This window comes from Kitasatospora sp. NPDC056138, from assembly GCF_042264695.1.
Taxonomy (GTDB): Bacteria; Actinomycetota; Actinomycetes; order Streptomycetales; family Streptomycetaceae; genus Kitasatospora.
Genome location: NZ_JBHJVK010000118.1, coordinates 1 through 13,998, shown reverse-complemented (window position 1 = coordinate 13,998; position 13,998 = coordinate 1). Strand labels below are relative to the sequence as shown.

Below are 13,998 nucleotides of genomic sequence, written 5' to 3'. Positions count from 1 at the left end.
GAGAGGACCGTCGCCTGGCTGAACGGCTTCCGCCGACTCCATCGCCGCTACGAGGTCAAGGCCGACCACTTCGCGGCATTCGCCAGCATCGCCGCGGCACTCATCTGCTACCGCCGAATCTCCAAATGAGATGACTTCTTACTCCGCCCTCCGCCCAGAGGACTACCGAAGAAAGTATGGAGATGACAGGACAGTCGCCGCGCCACGCCATTGTGATCGCCTCCGGCGGGCTCGACAGCACCACCCTCGCCTACTGGCTCGCCGATCGCGGCAGCAAGCTCACCCTGCTGTCGTTCGACTACGGGCAGCGTCACCGCAAGGAACTGCAGTACGCCGAGCGCATCGCCAGCCGCCTTGACGCCCGGCACGAGATCGTGGACCTGAGCGGGCTCGGCCGCCTGCTGACCGGATCGGCCCTCACGGACCCGGGAGTGCAGGTCCCGGACGGCCACTACACCGCGGCGAGCATGCGCAGCACCGTCGTGCCGAACCGCAACACGATCATGCTGTCCGTTGCGGTCGCCGTGGCAGTCTCCTCGGGTGCGGACGCCGTGGCGTTCGGCGCGCACAGCGGGGATCACGCGATCTACCCGGACTGCCGCACCTCCTTCTTCGACCAGTTCGCGGCGGCGACGAAGGCCGCCAACGAGGGCTTCCTCGCCGAGGGCTTCGAGCTGCTGGCACCGTTCACCGACCTCGCGAAGGCCGATATCGTGGAGATCGGGCGGCAGGTTGGCGTCCCGTTCGAGGACACCTGGTCCTGCTACAAGGGCGGGGAGAAGCACTGCGGGACGTGCGGGACGTGCACCGAGCGGATCGAGGCATTCTCGCTGGCCGGCGTCACGGACCCGACCGACTATGCCACGGCCAGCACGGCGGTGACCCAGTGACCGCCCTGGCCGGCCGCTACCGCATCGGCAAGCGGTTCAGGTTCGAGGCCGCGCACTTCCTCCCGGGCCTGCCCGAGGGGCACCAGTGCGCCCGGATGCACGGCCACTCCTACGAGGTGGAGTTCGTCCTGACTGCGGCTCAGCTGGCGGGCCCTGGGTTCGTGACCGACTTCGGAGACCTGACGCCGGTCAAGCGGATGATCGACGGCGAGTTGGATCACCGGGTGCTGAACGAGGTGCTGCCGATCGCACCGACTTCGGAGAACCTTGCCGCGTACCTGGCGGGCTGGTTCCTCGAGCACGTGGAGCCGTCCGTGCCGGGCCGGTTGGCTGCGGTGCGGGTGTCGGAGACTGCGACCAGCTGGGCCGAGTTCGAGGTGCCGCAGTGGTGAGCGCCCTCACGAAGGCTCCGGCCTGCGGCCGAGGACTGCTGATCGCCGAGACCTTCGGCCCCACGTTCCAGGGGGAGGGTCCGACGTCGGGGCAGCAGGCGCTGTTCATCCGGCTCTCGCGCTGCAACCTGCACTGCCCCAGCTGCGACACTCCGTACACGTGGGACTGGTCGAGGTTTGACCCGCGCGAAGTCTCCACTCGTCACAGCGTGGAGGACCTGGCGGCATGGGTGATGAGCCGCCCGACGCGGCGGGTGGTCGTCAGCGGCGGCGAGCCGCTGCTTCAGCAGGGCGAGCTACTGGGCCTGATCCAGCTGCTGTCCGGCCGCCGCGTCGAGATCGAGACGAACGGGACGATCGTACCGCTGCCCGGGTTGGTCGAGCTGGTCGAGGCGTTCAACGTTTCCCCGAAGTTGGCCAGCTTCGCGGCCCCTGGTGACGAGCCGGTCAACGCCGAGGCGCTGCGAGCCTTGGCGTTGACCGGCAAGGCCCGGTTCAAGTTCGTCGTGCGCGACGTGGGGTGACGGTCACACCGTGTCGGCCCCGCGCTCGCGGGGGTTGCTCGTGGCCATCGGTACTCTCCGAGGATTGTCCGCCGTCGGCCCCGCGCTCGCGGGGGTTGCTCGCCTCGTTGTCGGCGTACGGCCTTACTGACCTCGGCGCTTCAAGGTGATTGGCCTGTTTGCGTAGCTGACCGGCGGTCATTTGCGCGCTATGCCGTTGGTATGCGCTATGCGGATGGGGGCGGTCTGACGGTGAAGGCACGTCGGTACCGCGAGTCGGTGCGGCTGGAGGCCGCCGGGTTGTTCGAAGACGGGGTTCCGCCGGGGGAGGTGGCCCGCAGGCTGCGGGTGACCGCGAAATCGGCCTACCAGTGGCACCAGGCCTGGCGGGAGGACGGGGCCGGGGCGCTGGCTTCACGGGGGCCGTGTGGGCAGCGGTGCAAGCTGTCGGCGCGGTGTCAGGAGAAACTGGCCGAATACCTTGAGCAGGGGCCGGCCGTTCACGGCTGGGACCAGGACCAGGTGTGGACCGGTGCGCGCGTGGCGACGCTGATCGGCCGCAAGTTCCATGTCTCCTACAGCGTCTCGGGGGCCACCCGTCTGATGCGCCGGCTCGGCTTCACCCCGCAGGTCCCCGTGCGGCGGGCCACGGAACGCGACGAGCAGGCCGTGGCCGCGTGGAGGGAGGCGACGTGGGCGAAGGTAAAAGCGCCCGGGCGGCCTGCGACGGATGGCTCTGCTTCGAGGACGAAGCCGGGTTCACCCGCAGACCGCCCACAGCACGCACATGGGGACGACGTGGCAGCACTCCGGTAGTGAAGGTCTGCGGCCGCGGCTCCGGGCGGATCTCGGTCGCCGGGCTGCTCGCGATGCGACCGGGCTCGCGGACCCGGCTGTGCCACCGCGTCCTGCGACACAGCGGTCGCAAGGGCGAGCGCCGCAGCCTGTCCGAGCACGACTACATCAGCCTGATCGACGGGGTGCACCAGCTGGTCAGGGCACCGATCGTGCTGGTGTGGGACCGGCTGAACACCCACGTCTCCCATGCCATGCGCGACCTGATCGGCGCACGGGACTGGCTGACGGTGTTCGTCCTACCCGCATACGCACCCGAGCTGAACGCGGTCGAGTACCTGTGGGCCCATGTCAAACGAAGCCTGGCGAACCTCACCAGCGTTGCCCTCGACCGACTCGAAGCCCTCGTCCGAAACCGCCTCAAGCGACTGCAGTACCGCTCCGACATCCTCGATGGCTTCCTCACCGGGACCGGACTCCCTCTCGACCTCCCACCGCCATCACCTTGAAGCGCCGAGGTCAGTAGTGGTCGTAGGCGGTCAGCGAGCGCATGAGGGGCTGGCCGGTGCGGTCGTTGTGCCAGATCGCGGAGGTCAGCGCGAGGATGCGTTGAAGGACGCGGGCCATCACGCCAGCCGGGGTGCGGCCCTGGTGGCGTTCGAGGTCGAGCTGGGCCTTGAAGGTCTGGTTGACGGACTCGATGATCTGTCGCAGGGGCCTGAACAGGCTGGCTCCGGCCCGCTCGGGCTCGCCCTTGCGGGCCGGCCGAAGCAGCCGGACGCCCCACTCGGCGAGTTCGCATTCGAAGGCGCGGCCGTAGTAGTGCCGGTCGCCGATCAGGGTCTGTCCGGGACGCGAGCCGATAAGGTCGGGTTCGGCGCCGAGCATTGCGAGCAGGGTCTGGCGTTCGTCGGCCTTGGCGCCGGTCAAGGCGAAGGCGACGGGCAGGCCGTGCAGGGTGCACACCAGGTGTAGGCGCAAGCCCCAGAAGAACCGCGAGTGGCTGGCGCAGTAGCCGTACTCGGCCCATCCGGCCAAGTCGGAACGCTTGACTGTCTCCCGGGAGCGTCCGCATTCCACCGGTGTGGAGTCGACGACCCAAACGGTGTCGGTCCACAGCGAAGTGTCCTGTGCGATCAGGCGGTTGATCCGGGCGATCAGGTCGGCCGCCTTGCGCAGCCGTCTGTTGTAGCCCGACTGTCCGGGCAAGTACGGGAACAGATGGCGCAGGTGGGCATCGGCGTGACGGATCCACCGGCGCTCCGAGGTAAAGCCGAGCAGGGCCTGCATGACCGCGAGGGTCACGAGTTCGGCATCGCCGAGCCGGGGCGCGATCCCGATCTCGGGCCGCCACGGTGCCAGATGCGGTGATTCCTTCAGCAGGTCGTCGGTCTTCACGTAAAGTGCGGTGGCGAGGGAGTCCAGGTCAGGCGTCACAACCGACCTTTGGACTCCCTCCCTTCATCTCATGCGCGCCAGCGGGCCCTTTGTCCCGCCGCATCGACGGTTGGCCGATCTCACCGAAGGTTGACCGCCGTTTCCTCCCCGTCCTTTGGGGTGACTGCCGCGTCGAGGTCAGCCGGCAGGTTGGCGACGACAAGCGCGACGGCCTGGTCGGCGCTGTCGGTCTCGCCGATGCTCTCGCCCCAGCGGCCGGCTCTGACCTCATACCGACCACCTTGCCGGGCTATGACAGCTGGCGCCTCGGCAAGGGACGGATCGTCTGCCCGAAAGCTGAAGCACAGGACCCACATGCTGGTGAACGGGAAGAGCCGCCGCAGCCGTGGTTCGCGAGCAGCCGAGTCCACGAGTGCGAGGAACTCGGGGTAGTCGGCCTCAAGGGCTTGTTCTCGCAGCCGCCGCCACTGGAGGTCAACGACGTACGCAGGGCCGCGCTCGCGCGCCGCGGCAAGCTCAGCCTCGCGGATCTCTACGAACTTCTTCCAGTCCACCACCACCGCAGTCTGACTTACGGCGGCGGTGATTTGAAGCGGGCCCGGTCAACGCTCGGTGAGATCGGTCAACCTACGGTGAGCCGGACACCCTTGGCATCAATCATCTAGTGGTCGACCGCTCTATGCTGGTGCTGCCGCTGTCCGTCCGCGGCACCGTCCTCGGTGTTCTCAAGCTACTTCGGTTGGCCGACAGGGGCCGGTTCGGCAGGCGTGACATTCCCACCTTGCAGGAGCTAGCCAGCCGGGGCACGCTCATGCTGGACAACGCCCGGTTGAACCTGACAGAGTCCCGGGCCGCGATGCTACTTCAGCGCTCGATGATCCCGACCGGTCCGCCCAAGATCCCCGGCGTCCAGGTGGCCTATCGCTACATGCACGGGGATCCGAAGGCCGAGGTCGGCGGGGACTGGTTCGATGCGATCCAGCTACCCGGCAGCCGAGTCGCGCTGGTGGTCGGTGACGTGATGGGCCATGGCCTGCGCTCGGCCCAGGCCATGGCACGACTTCGGGCGGCTATCCAGTCCTTGGCCGGGCTCGACCTGCCGCCCGGCCAGTTGCTGCGCCACCTGGACAACCTCGCCCAGAAACTGGGCGACGACCACCTGGCCACCTGCCTCTACGCGGTCTACGACCCGATCAACCGGACCTGCGAGCTGGCCAGCGCCGGCCATGTGCCGCCCGTCCTGGTCCATCCGGACGGGAACAGCGAACTGCTCGAGATCCCCGAGGGTGCGCCGATCGGGGTCGGAGGGGTGCCGTTCGCGGCCAAGAAGATCAGCGTCCGGGACGGTTCGATGCTGATGCTGTGCACCGACAGCCTGGTCGAGGCGCACGGACTGTGCGACGACCCGGACGAGGCAGTGGGGGAGGGGCTGGCTCGGCTCTGTGGCGACCTGGTCGACCCGACGGCGCTCGCCGAGGACGCCTGTGACGGGGTCCTGAACCGGCTGCAGTCAGACGATCGCAGGGACGACGTCGCCATGCTGGTCGCCCGGCTCGAGGGGATCCGCTCGACCGAGGTCGCCACCTGGACACTTCACTCGCTTCCCATCGAGGTCGGCCGGGCCCGCCGGTTGGTCCGCGAGCAGCTCGCGACCTGGCGGCTGACCGAACTCGCCGATGATGTGGAGCTTCTTGTCAGCGAACTTGTCACCAACGCCATCAGGATCTCCTGGGATGATGTCCAGCTCCAACTAATCCTGGCCGACAAGCTCCTGGTGGAGGTCAGCGACGGCAGTCACAATCTGCCGTCGCTGGAACCCGCCGAATCGATGGAGGAGATGGGGCGCGGCCTGCACCTGGTGAGCAAGGTGGCCCATCGCTGGGGCGCCGCCCGGAAGGCAGTCGGCAAGGTGGTCTGGTTCGAGACTGTCCTGCCGCCCTTCCCCGCAGCACAGCCGTTCGCCTAGTCGTAGCCGGTCCGGGAGATGCACCGTCCGCCTCCATGGCGGCCTGCTCGCGCAACGTGTCACCGACCCCGACCGCTTCCACGCCGTCGTCCTGCACGAATTCGCGCACATTCACCACCGTGACGTCGACTACGCCTATGCCACCACGGCCCTGTGGTGCGTGTACGTGGTCCTCGCCCTGCTGCCCTCACTCGCCTTCGACGCCGTGGCCCGCTCATGTCACATGCGGACAGGCTGCTCCGGATGGTTGTCATCTTGGTTGTTGTTTTGGTTTCGACGCGCTAAGTTGGCCGATATGGGGCTCCGTGAGATTTACACCAACCCACCATTGGCGCTGACAGTTGTCGAACTACGCCACCCGGCTTCCGGGCCACTGCAGGACGCCGACCAGGCAGCTCTGAAGATGCTCCTGAACAGCGACTTCCCGCTCTTCAAGCCTGTCCGTCACATGACCTTGACCGTGAATGTGCTCCCGTCCCCCTCAAGCCAGGAACAGACGCATGCGGCCACTCCGCGGTACATGAACCGCGACCGCACGGCCGCCATCACGTTCCGGCCCGACGCGATCGCGATCGAGACCACCTCCTACCAGCGGCGCAGCGCACTCCGAGCGATCTTGCGGCAGGCTGTGCAGGCCCGCCAGAAGGTCGCTCCCGTGGACGGCGTCGAACGCCTGGGCATCCGCTACATCAACGAGGTACGCGCCCCGGTCGACGGCCCGGCCGACTGGGCCCAATGGATTACGCCAGCGCTGGCCGGCCTGACCGGTCTCGGCGACAACCGCGGAGGCGTGCAGAGCTGGCAAGGCATGGCCGTCTTCGGTACCCCCTTGACCGGCACCGTGCTGCGGTACGGCAACTTCGAGGGCCACGCGGTCGACCCATCCGGTGAACTGCGACGCGCTTTTACCCCGCCGCCTGGCCCGTTCTACCTCATGGACCTCGATAACTACTGGACACCGGAGGACAACACACCGCCTCTGGAATGGGACCTCGTCGAACCCCGCTTCGACGAGGCAGCACTCTCCGCCTACACCCTCTTCCAGGAACTGATCACCGACCGGTACCGACAGGAGGTCCTGCACCGTGCCCAGTGACATTCGGCGTGCACCCTACTCGCCGACCGCACCCACGGCCGTCCTGATCGAACAGCCCGAGCCGGTTGCCACCACCGCTCCCCAGATGTCCGACCTTGCCGAAGCCGCTGGCTCGCTCCGCATCCAGGCGAAGTTCATCCACGAAGACATCGGCGACCTCCACCAGCGCACCCTGTTCATCGCATGGGAGAAGCGCACCGCGCACCGTGGCAAGGAAGCCCCCGCGAACCTGCTGGAGGCACTCGGCGACCTCGGCTTCGCCTGGCGTGACATCGCCCGCATGCTCCACGTGAGCGTGCCGGCCGTCCAGAAGTGGCGCCGCGCAGGCGGTGTCACCGGAGAGAACCGCCGTAAGATCGCCGCCCTGCTCGCCCTGTGCGACGAGATCGCCGACCGCTACCACATCCAGGAGATCGCCTCCTGGTTCGAGATGCCCATCACCTCGACCGCCCCGGTCACCCCGATCGACCTGTACAGCGCAGGCAAGGCCGACCTTGTCTTCGAGCACGCCAGCGGCCACGGCGACAGCGAGCAACTCCTCACCGCCTACGACCCCCAGTGGCGCGAGCACTTTCACTCGGACTTCGAGGTGTACCTCGACGTGGACGGACAAATGTCCATCCGCCCGAAGGGCGCGTGACACGTGGCCCACGAGATGGAGAAGCCCAGCCGCCCGAGCGATCTGTACCGCGCACTCGGCGAAGACGTCTCCCCGGCACGCCCGATCATCACCGGCGACATCTTCGCCGACACTGAGATCACCGAGTTGGACGGAATACGTACCAAGCGGACTGTGATGATCCTCGACCACCCCTGCTCGCTGCGCACGGACGGTGTGACGCTGGCGTCCCGACTGACCGTGGCAGAGGTGATCAGCGGGTCTCCTGGTAGCTGGCGTGGCAACTACAGCAAGATGTTTCTGCCGAAGCTCCAACCCGAGGAGCAGGGGGCGCAGGACTTCGTCGTCCTCTTCGACCGCTGTTACCACGTCAGTCCCGCCCAGGTCACAACCGCCCACCGAATTTCCTGCCTGAGCACGGTCGGTATCAACCTCCTGCTCCAGCGGCGCGTCAAACACTTCAGCCGTGTCACCGTACCTACCTTCGAATTCCAGAACGCCAACGTCGGTGTCTACGACGAAGTCGATCTCGTGGAGGACTGGTGCCAGGACCGCGAGGACGACGGTATAAAGGCCGACGAAGCCGCAGCGGAATGTATGGTTTGGCTCCGCGAAGAAGTCGACGGCACCCGCAGGCAAGAACTCCTGAAAGACGATCAAAGGCGTAGCACCGTCCGACAGCAGATGCGAGCGCACCTCAAGATGTTGCGGAAATCACTCTGAACCCACCGTCAGCTGAAGGCTGCTCCGGGCCCGGGCGTGGGCGAGTTGGTCTTGGGCCCGTGTCGGATGGGTAGTGTGACCGGTGCTGGCTGACCTGCCTGCCGTCCGTCGGCGGATCACAGTGCTGGCGCGCGAGCGGGGCACCCTGCTCGGTGCGGGCGGTCGGTTCCTGGCGCAGCAGCACTGAAGGGTGGTCGGCGAAGATCGCGGCTGCGGCTGCGGGGGACAACTGGCCCGGCGCCGGGCCGGACTGCTTACCGGCGCGGCGCCGACAACTGATGATGCTGCCCGCCCCGGCCCGGACCCACTGGACGCGCTGCGCCGGGAGCTACTCGAAAAGCTCGGCCTCGACCTGACGGTGCCGCCCGCGCCACCGGTGCTGCGCTACATCCAGAACCAGCAGACCCCGCGCCAGCTCAGTCTGCGGGATCTGGCTGCGCGCTGGCCGATCTGGTGCGCTGCACGTGATGGCGGTGAACGAGACGGTCCCCGCCGGACCTCGGAAGGGCGGCCTGGCTGTGTTGCAGCGGGCGCGTTGCACTCGTGGCGGCCCGGCCCCGGCTCGCGTCGGCGCCCACCTACTCCCAGCGCATGCCGAGTTCGGTGAGCTGTGCGGCGCGTTCGGCGGGGATGTCGGCGTGCCTGCGTCGGCTGTTCTCCGCGAACAGCCCGAGCCCGATCTGGACGGTGCTGCCGTCGGGCAGGGTCAGCGGTTCCTTGTGCCTGCGGGGGACGTTCAGGTGTCTTTCGCGGGTCCGGAGCTGGGCGGCGGCGAGGTTCCGCTGCTCCTTCTCCGCGTGGCTCACCTTCCCCGCCGGTTTCTGCTCGGCGGGCAGCGGCTCCAGGCCGGGGACGTGCTCGCACGCCCACTGCTGCGCCGGGGCGAGCTTGTCCCAGCCGACGTGCTGCTTGCGGCCCCACCTGGCGAGGTCTTCGCCCTGGACGACGATGCTGCCCGGCTCGGCACCGGCCAGGGTCCCGCCGGCCTTGACGTGGCGCCAGGCCAGGGTGAAGCAGCGCTGTCACTCCGCCGACCAGGCCGGGCACCACGCCGGGTCGATGGCGTCCAGGGCGGCCTTGCGGTCGGCGGTCAGCGCCCCGGTTCACCGCCACGCTCTCATGGGTCCATGGTGGGGCAGTCGGTCAGTGCGTCCGCAGTCAGGGTGAGGTGCCGTGCCAGTAGTTCGGCAGCGGTGTCGGCGTCGCGCGCCAGTGTCGTCTCCTCCAGTCGGCGGTGTTCGGTGATGCCGTCCCGGCCGGGGGTACGGTGCGCCGACCAGCGGCGGGCCAGCTCGCTCGCGGTCCACATCCGGTCGAAGGTCTCCAGCAGGACGGCGTTGCCGCAGCCTTCGAGCAGGGTGCGGTGGAAGGCGCGGTGGGCTTCGGCCCATTCGGCGCTGTAGTAGTCGCCCTCCCCTTCTGCGTACACGGGGGTGCGGGCCAGCCGGTGGTGGGTGGCCCGCACGCGCGCTTCCCAGTCGACGTCGCCGCGTTCGATGGACATGCGCAGCATGATCGGTTCGATGGTGCGTCGGGCTTCCGCGATCTCCTGCCAGCGGCGGTCGGAGAAGGCCGGGACTGCGAATCCGCGGTTGGGGAGACGGTCGGCGAGGCCCTCGCCGACCACCCGTAGCAGCGCCTCGCGCACGACGGCCAGGCTCACGCCCTGTTCCTTGGCGAGGTCCTGCGGTTTGAGGGCGGCGCCGGGGACATGCTGTCCGCGCATGATCGCGTCGCGCAGGCGTGTGTAGACCTGCTCGGAAAGCATCTGCTTCCCCGATGCGGCCGCGGTGTGGGTCGTCATGCCATCAGCATAGACGATCTGACAAATAATCGATTATTTGTGTTATGGTCGATTTGAAGTCGTCGTCGGCCCGCAGCATCGCTACCGCTGCGGGCCAGCCGACACCCGGGCGGACCCCTTCGCCGGCCGCCCGCAAGACGCTCTGAAAAGGAACGATGCAATGAGCACCAACGACCCCTTCGCCCGCCTCCCGGAGACGGCATCCTTCGCCGTCACCAGCACGACTCTCACCGACGGCGCCGCATGGTCGATCGAGCAGTACTCCGGCCTGTCCGGCATCCCGGGAGGGAAGGACATCTCTCCGCAGCTGTCCTGGAGCGGCGCCCCGGAAGGGACCAGGAGCTACGCCGTCACCGTCTACGACCCCGACGCGCCCACCGGCTCCGGGTTCTGGCACTGGGCGGTCGCCGACATCCCCGCCACTGTCACCGAGCTGCTTGAGGGTGCCGGCGACGACACCGGCTCCGGCCTGCCCGAGGGCGCGTTCCAGCTGCCCAACGACGCCCGCATGGCCCGCTTCATCGGCGCTGCCCCGCCGGCCGGCCACGGCCCGCACCGCTACTTCATCGTGGTGCACGCCCTCGACGTCGCCACCATCGGCGTCGACACCGAGGCCACCCCCGCCGTCCTCGGCTTCACCATGGCCGGCCACATCCTCGGCCGCGCAGTCCTGACCGCCACGGCCGAAACCCCCGCCTGACCGGCAACATGTCCCGACTCATCGACACCACGCAGATGTACCTGCGCACCATCCTGGAGCTCGAGGAGGAAGGCGTGGTCCCCATCCGCGCCCGCATCGCCGAGCAACTGAACCAGAGCGGACCCACTGTCAGTCAGACGATCGCCCGAATGGAGCGTGACCACCTGCTGCACGTCGCACGCGACCGGCACCTGGAGCTGACCGACCGGCGCCATCGAACTGCTTACTGGCTGATCGTCACGACCCACATCGTCCCCTGACAAGTAGCTGAAGCTGACTCGAGACAGCTTCTCAGCTTGTTCTTTATCTACCAAGATCGTCCGGGCTTGCCGATGGCCTTGAGGTTCTCGGGGCGTTTGACGGTCTTGCCGACGTCGTAGCGGGGTGCGCGGTGTTTGTTCTCCGCCCTGCAGGTCGGCGGGATGGGTGAGGAGATGCCTCGGCCCCGCCCGGCCCGGCCCGGGTCGGTGCCGGGCGGGGCGTTCGCAATCGGGTGCAGCCCTTCTCGCGCGGCGCCGGGGAAGGGGCCGTAGTCTGCGGGCATGACTGACACGCAGCCCCCAACGCCCCGGGAAGCCTTCGAGATGCTGCTGGCCGGCAACCAGCGGTTCGTCGCCGGTATACCGGAGCACCCGAACCAGGACGCCGCCCGCCGCAGCGAGACCGCGCCGTCGCAGGCACCGTTCGCGGTGCTGTTCGGCTGCTCGGACTCCCGGCTGGCCGCCGAGATCATCTTCGACCGCGGGCTCGGCGACCTGTTCGTGGTCCGCACCGCCGGCCACGTGATGGGCCCGGAGGTGCTGGGCAGCATCGAGTACGGGGTGAGCGTGCTCGGCTGCCCCCTCGTGGTGGTGCTGGGCCACGACTCCTGCGGCGCGGTCGCCGCAGCCAGGGCCGCCGTCTCGGACGGCGCCGCGGTGCGCGGGTACGTGCGCGACGTGGTCGAGAAGGTGACGCCCAGCGTGCTGACCGCCAGGGCCGCCGGGCGAACCGAGGACGCGGACTTCATCGCCGAGAACGTCCGGCACACCGTCGACCTGCTGCTGGAGCGATCCCACACCCTCGCCCACGCGGTCGAAGTCGGCAGCACCGCCGTGGTCGGCCTGTCCTACTGCCTGGCCGACGGCACCGCGCACCTGGTCACTGTCCGCGGCGTGGACGTTCCGGCTCCCGCCGCCGTGTGATGCTTCAGCCCTCCCGCAGGCCGGGAGCGACTTCGCGCAGCTGCGCCGCGTTGATCGCGCCCGCGCGCACCAGGACGGGCGCCTCGCCGGTGACGTCCACGATCGAGGACGGCACGGCCGCCTCGGTCGGGCCGCCGTCCAGGTAGACGGCCACCGTCTGGCCGAGCATGTCCTGGGCGGCGTCGCAGTCCTGTGGGGACGGCTTGCCGGTCAGGTTGGCGCTGGAGACGGCCAGCGGCCCGGTGGCCTTCAGCAGGTCGACGGCGACGGGGTGGTCGGGCATGCGCACGGCCACGGTGCCGCCGGTGTCGCCGAGGTCCCAGGTGATCGACGGCTTGTGGCGGGCGACCACGGTCAGTCCGCCCGGCCAGAACGCGGCCACCAGCTCGCGTGCCAGCCCCGGCAGGTCGTCCACCAGGCGGTCCAGGTCGTCCGGGGAGCCGACCAGTACCGGCGAGGGCATGTTCCGCCCGCGTCCCTTGGCTTCCAGCAGCCGGGCGACAGCCTGCGGCGCGAAGGCGTCGGCTCCGACCCCGTAGACGGTGTCGGTGGGCAGGACGACAAGTTCACCGCGCCGCACCGCCGCGATTGCCTCACGCAGCCCCGCGGCGCGCTCCACAGGGTCTGTGCAGTCGAAACGAACGGACATCGTCCTCCTATCCAGGCAGGCCGGCCTGCAGGCCTGCGTCAGCCGGGACGCCGATCCGGCGGCCCTGGCCAGGCTACCCGCACTCAGCGCCCGGCCCCGATCCGTGAGCGGCCCGGCGGGTAGCCGAGCCGACGAGCAGCACCCGGGCCCGTCACCGGAGGGCGTCCTCGACGGGGAACAGCGCCACTCCCGGCCGTTGATGTCCTGACAGACGATCTCGACCGTTTGCCGAGAGATCTTGAAGGTCGACACAGCCGCTTCACCAGAGCGCCAGGTCCGCCAGCCAGGCCGTGACTGTCCCGGTGATCAGTGCCAGCGTCTCGGCTGCCGGCAGTGGCGCCGACTCGGGCACCGCGAAGACGTGATCCGCCACCGGCACCTCTGCCAGTCGCCATCCCGTCGGCAGGTCGGGGAACTCCTCCGGCCCGCCGTACGGGTCCTTCTCGCCCTGTACGACCAGCGTCGGCAAACCGCTGCCAAGCAACTCCTCGGCCCGCGAGTCCTCTGGCAGGCCCGGCGGGTGCAGCGGGAAGGCCATCGCCAGCACAGCCACCGCGCCGCTCGCCGCGGCGGTCCGGCAGGCCACCCGCGCCCCGGCGCTGCGGCCGCCAACCACCAGCGGTACGCCCTCGGCCGTCAGCCGCCCGGCGACCGGCATCCAGCCGACATCCAGCGTCTGCGGATCGGGGGCTTCCTTCTCGTCGGCCACCTTCCAGGGCTGCTCGACCAGCGCCACGGTGATCCCGTGAGCGGGCAGCGCGGCGGCCAGCACGGCCAGGTCCGCCGCCTCGATCCCGCGCCCGGTACCGTGCCCGAGGCCGAGCACCGCGCGGGCCGCGCCGACCGGTCGGTGCCAGCTGATCCGCGCATCCCCAACCGGCGTTGCCACCAGGGTCTGCTCGACCTCCATCGCGCCGCCCGACCCGCCCGCCGTCATGCCAGCCGCCTTGCCTGTCGTCCCGGTCGCCATCAGGTCGGGTATGCCGCTCTTGTCTGCCACCCGATCATCGTAGATCGCACACCGACCTGCACCAGAGACCCGGGGTTCCGACCTTCATGGGGCAGAGCCGAGTCGGACCCGGTTGGTCAACCCCGCGCTTCGGCCCCAGACTTGCCCCGAACGACCATCGCCGCCGCTGACGCGGCCACCAGCCCCGCCCCACCGCCAGCCGCGCAGTACGGTTGCAGCGTGAACGATCAGCATCTGCAGCTCCTCCACCACCCGGCTGGCTCCCTGGCACCGGACGCCATGACCCAGCTGCCAGTCGAGGACCTGGTC

At 69.0% G+C, this 13,998-nt stretch carries 17 protein-coding genes and 2 pseudogenes; 12 read left to right on the top strand and 7 right to left on the bottom strand.

The features are described from left to right. Window positions 1-182 precede the first annotated feature (182 nt). From queC to ACFC1R_RS37245, 5 genes and pseudogenes are all read left to right on the top strand, one after another. Window positions 183-890: a 7-cyano-7-deazaguanine synthase QueC gene (queC, locus tag ACFC1R_RS37265; RefSeq protein ID WP_375946166.1), complete on the top strand. Its 708-nt coding sequence runs from the start codon at window positions 183-185 to the stop codon at window positions 888-890. Then, window positions 887-1,282 (top strand): 6-pyruvoyl tetrahydropterin synthase family protein, encoded by a 396-nt coding sequence (locus tag ACFC1R_RS37260; protein WP_375946165.1) that lies wholly within the window; start codon window positions 887-889, stop codon window positions 1,280-1,282. The genes queC and ACFC1R_RS37260 overlap by 4 nt, the downstream gene beginning before the upstream one ends. After that, the gene (locus tag ACFC1R_RS37255) at window positions 1,279-1,806 is read left to right on the top strand and encodes a radical SAM protein (RefSeq protein ID WP_375946164.1); all 528 of its coding nucleotides are present in this window, start codon (window positions 1,279-1,281) and stop codon (window positions 1,804-1,806) included. The genes ACFC1R_RS37260 and ACFC1R_RS37255 overlap by 4 nt, the downstream gene beginning before the upstream one ends. Before the next feature lie 201 nt (window positions 1,807-2,007). Then, window positions 2,008-2,601, top strand: coding sequence for a winged helix-turn-helix domain-containing protein (locus ACFC1R_RS37250; protein ID WP_375946163.1), 594 nt, complete (start codon window positions 2,008-2,010; stop codon window positions 2,599-2,601). Then, window positions 2,580-3,089 (top strand): annotated as a pseudogene (locus tag ACFC1R_RS37245) (transposase); the annotation flags it as partial. The gene ACFC1R_RS37250 and the pseudogene ACFC1R_RS37245, both read left to right, overlap by 22 nt. Before the next feature lie 10 nt (window positions 3,090-3,099). Here the strand turns inward: ACFC1R_RS37245 and ACFC1R_RS37240 are convergent. Then, on the bottom strand, window positions 3,100-4,017 hold the full coding sequence (locus tag ACFC1R_RS37240; RefSeq protein ID WP_375946162.1) for an IS982 family transposase: 918 nt from the start codon (window positions 4,015-4,017) through the stop codon (window positions 3,100-3,102). A gap of 80 nt (window positions 4,018-4,097) precedes the next feature. Continuing rightward, window positions 4,098-4,535 (bottom strand): DUF6193 family natural product biosynthesis protein, encoded by a 438-nt coding sequence (locus ACFC1R_RS37235; protein ID WP_375946161.1) that lies wholly within the window; start codon window positions 4,533-4,535, stop codon window positions 4,098-4,100. A 224-nt stretch (window positions 4,536-4,759) separates the two neighbouring features. On the opposite strand from ACFC1R_RS37235, the gene ACFC1R_RS37230 reads away from it, so the two are divergent. The 4 genes from ACFC1R_RS37230 to ACFC1R_RS37215 all read left to right on the top strand — a co-directional run bounded on the left by ACFC1R_RS37230 (window position 4,760) and on the right by ACFC1R_RS37215 (window position 8,382). Further along, the gene (locus tag ACFC1R_RS37230) at window positions 4,760-5,944 is read left to right on the top strand and encodes a SpoIIE family protein phosphatase (protein WP_375946160.1); all 1,185 of its coding nucleotides are present in this window, start codon (window positions 4,760-4,762) and stop codon (window positions 5,942-5,944) included. A 295-nt stretch (window positions 5,945-6,239) separates the two neighbouring features. Continuing rightward, window positions 6,240-7,040, top strand: a complete 801-nt coding sequence (locus tag ACFC1R_RS37225) for a TIGR04255 family protein (protein ID WP_375946159.1) — start codon at window positions 6,240-6,242, stop codon at window positions 7,038-7,040. Continuing rightward, window positions 7,030-7,680, top strand: coding sequence for a hypothetical protein (locus ACFC1R_RS37220; protein ID WP_375946158.1), 651 nt, complete (start codon window positions 7,030-7,032; stop codon window positions 7,678-7,680). The genes ACFC1R_RS37225 and ACFC1R_RS37220 overlap by 11 nt, the downstream gene beginning before the upstream one ends. Window positions 7,681-7,683: 3 nt before the next feature. Then, the gene (locus ACFC1R_RS37215; RefSeq protein ID WP_375946157.1) at window positions 7,684-8,382 is read left to right on the top strand and encodes a hypothetical protein; all 699 of its coding nucleotides are present in this window, start codon (window positions 7,684-7,686) and stop codon (window positions 8,380-8,382) included. Between the two features lie 578 nt (window positions 8,383-8,960). Here the strand turns inward: ACFC1R_RS37215 and ACFC1R_RS37210 are convergent. Further along, window positions 8,961-9,188 carry a hypothetical protein gene (locus ACFC1R_RS37210; protein WP_375946156.1) on the bottom strand — a complete coding sequence of 76 codons (228 nt, stop codon included), beginning with the start codon at window positions 9,186-9,188 and terminating at the stop codon, window positions 8,961-8,963. Window positions 9,189-9,499: 311 nt separating this feature from the next. Then, window positions 9,500-10,186 carry a GntR family transcriptional regulator gene (locus ACFC1R_RS37205; protein ID WP_375946155.1) on the bottom strand — a complete coding sequence of 229 codons (687 nt, stop codon included), beginning with the start codon at window positions 10,184-10,186 and terminating at the stop codon, window positions 9,500-9,502. A gap of 160 nt (window positions 10,187-10,346) precedes the next feature. Between ACFC1R_RS37205 and ACFC1R_RS37200 the strand changes: the two genes are divergently transcribed. Both ACFC1R_RS37200 and ACFC1R_RS37195 read left to right on the top strand, forming a co-directional pair. Beyond that, complete coding sequence (locus ACFC1R_RS37200; RefSeq protein WP_375946154.1) at window positions 10,347-10,886, top strand: YbhB/YbcL family Raf kinase inhibitor-like protein; 540 nt, start codon at window positions 10,347-10,349, stop codon at window positions 10,884-10,886. 8 nt (window positions 10,887-10,894) lie between these two features. Further along, window positions 10,895-11,125, top strand: a pseudogene (locus ACFC1R_RS37195) (metal-dependent transcriptional regulator); the annotation flags it as partial. Window positions 11,126-11,193: 68 nt separating this feature from the next. Here ACFC1R_RS37195 and ACFC1R_RS37190 read toward each other — a convergent pair. Next, window positions 11,194-11,430 carry a hypothetical protein gene (locus tag ACFC1R_RS37190; protein WP_375946153.1) on the bottom strand — a complete coding sequence of 79 codons (237 nt, stop codon included), beginning with the start codon at window positions 11,428-11,430 and terminating at the stop codon, window positions 11,194-11,196. Here ACFC1R_RS37190 and ACFC1R_RS37185 point away from each other — a divergent pair. Beyond that, the gene (locus ACFC1R_RS37185) at window positions 11,429-12,070 is read left to right on the top strand and encodes a carbonic anhydrase (protein WP_375946152.1); all 642 of its coding nucleotides are present in this window, start codon (window positions 11,429-11,431) and stop codon (window positions 12,068-12,070) included. The two genes, ACFC1R_RS37190 and ACFC1R_RS37185, sit on opposite strands and share 2 nt — an antisense overlap. A gap of 4 nt (window positions 12,071-12,074) precedes the next feature. Here the strand turns inward: ACFC1R_RS37185 and ACFC1R_RS37180 are convergent, their stop codons facing one another. Together ACFC1R_RS37180 and ACFC1R_RS37175 are read right to left on the bottom strand one after the other, a co-directional pair. After that, window positions 12,075-12,719, bottom strand: a complete 645-nt coding sequence (locus tag ACFC1R_RS37180; RefSeq protein WP_375946151.1) for an L-threonylcarbamoyladenylate synthase — start codon at window positions 12,717-12,719, stop codon at window positions 12,075-12,077. 259 nt (window positions 12,720-12,978) lie between these two features. Next, window positions 12,979-13,656, bottom strand: coding sequence for an alpha/beta family hydrolase (locus ACFC1R_RS37175; RefSeq protein ID WP_375946167.1), 678 nt, complete (start codon window positions 13,654-13,656; stop codon window positions 12,979-12,981). Window positions 13,657-13,998 lie beyond the last annotated feature (342 nt).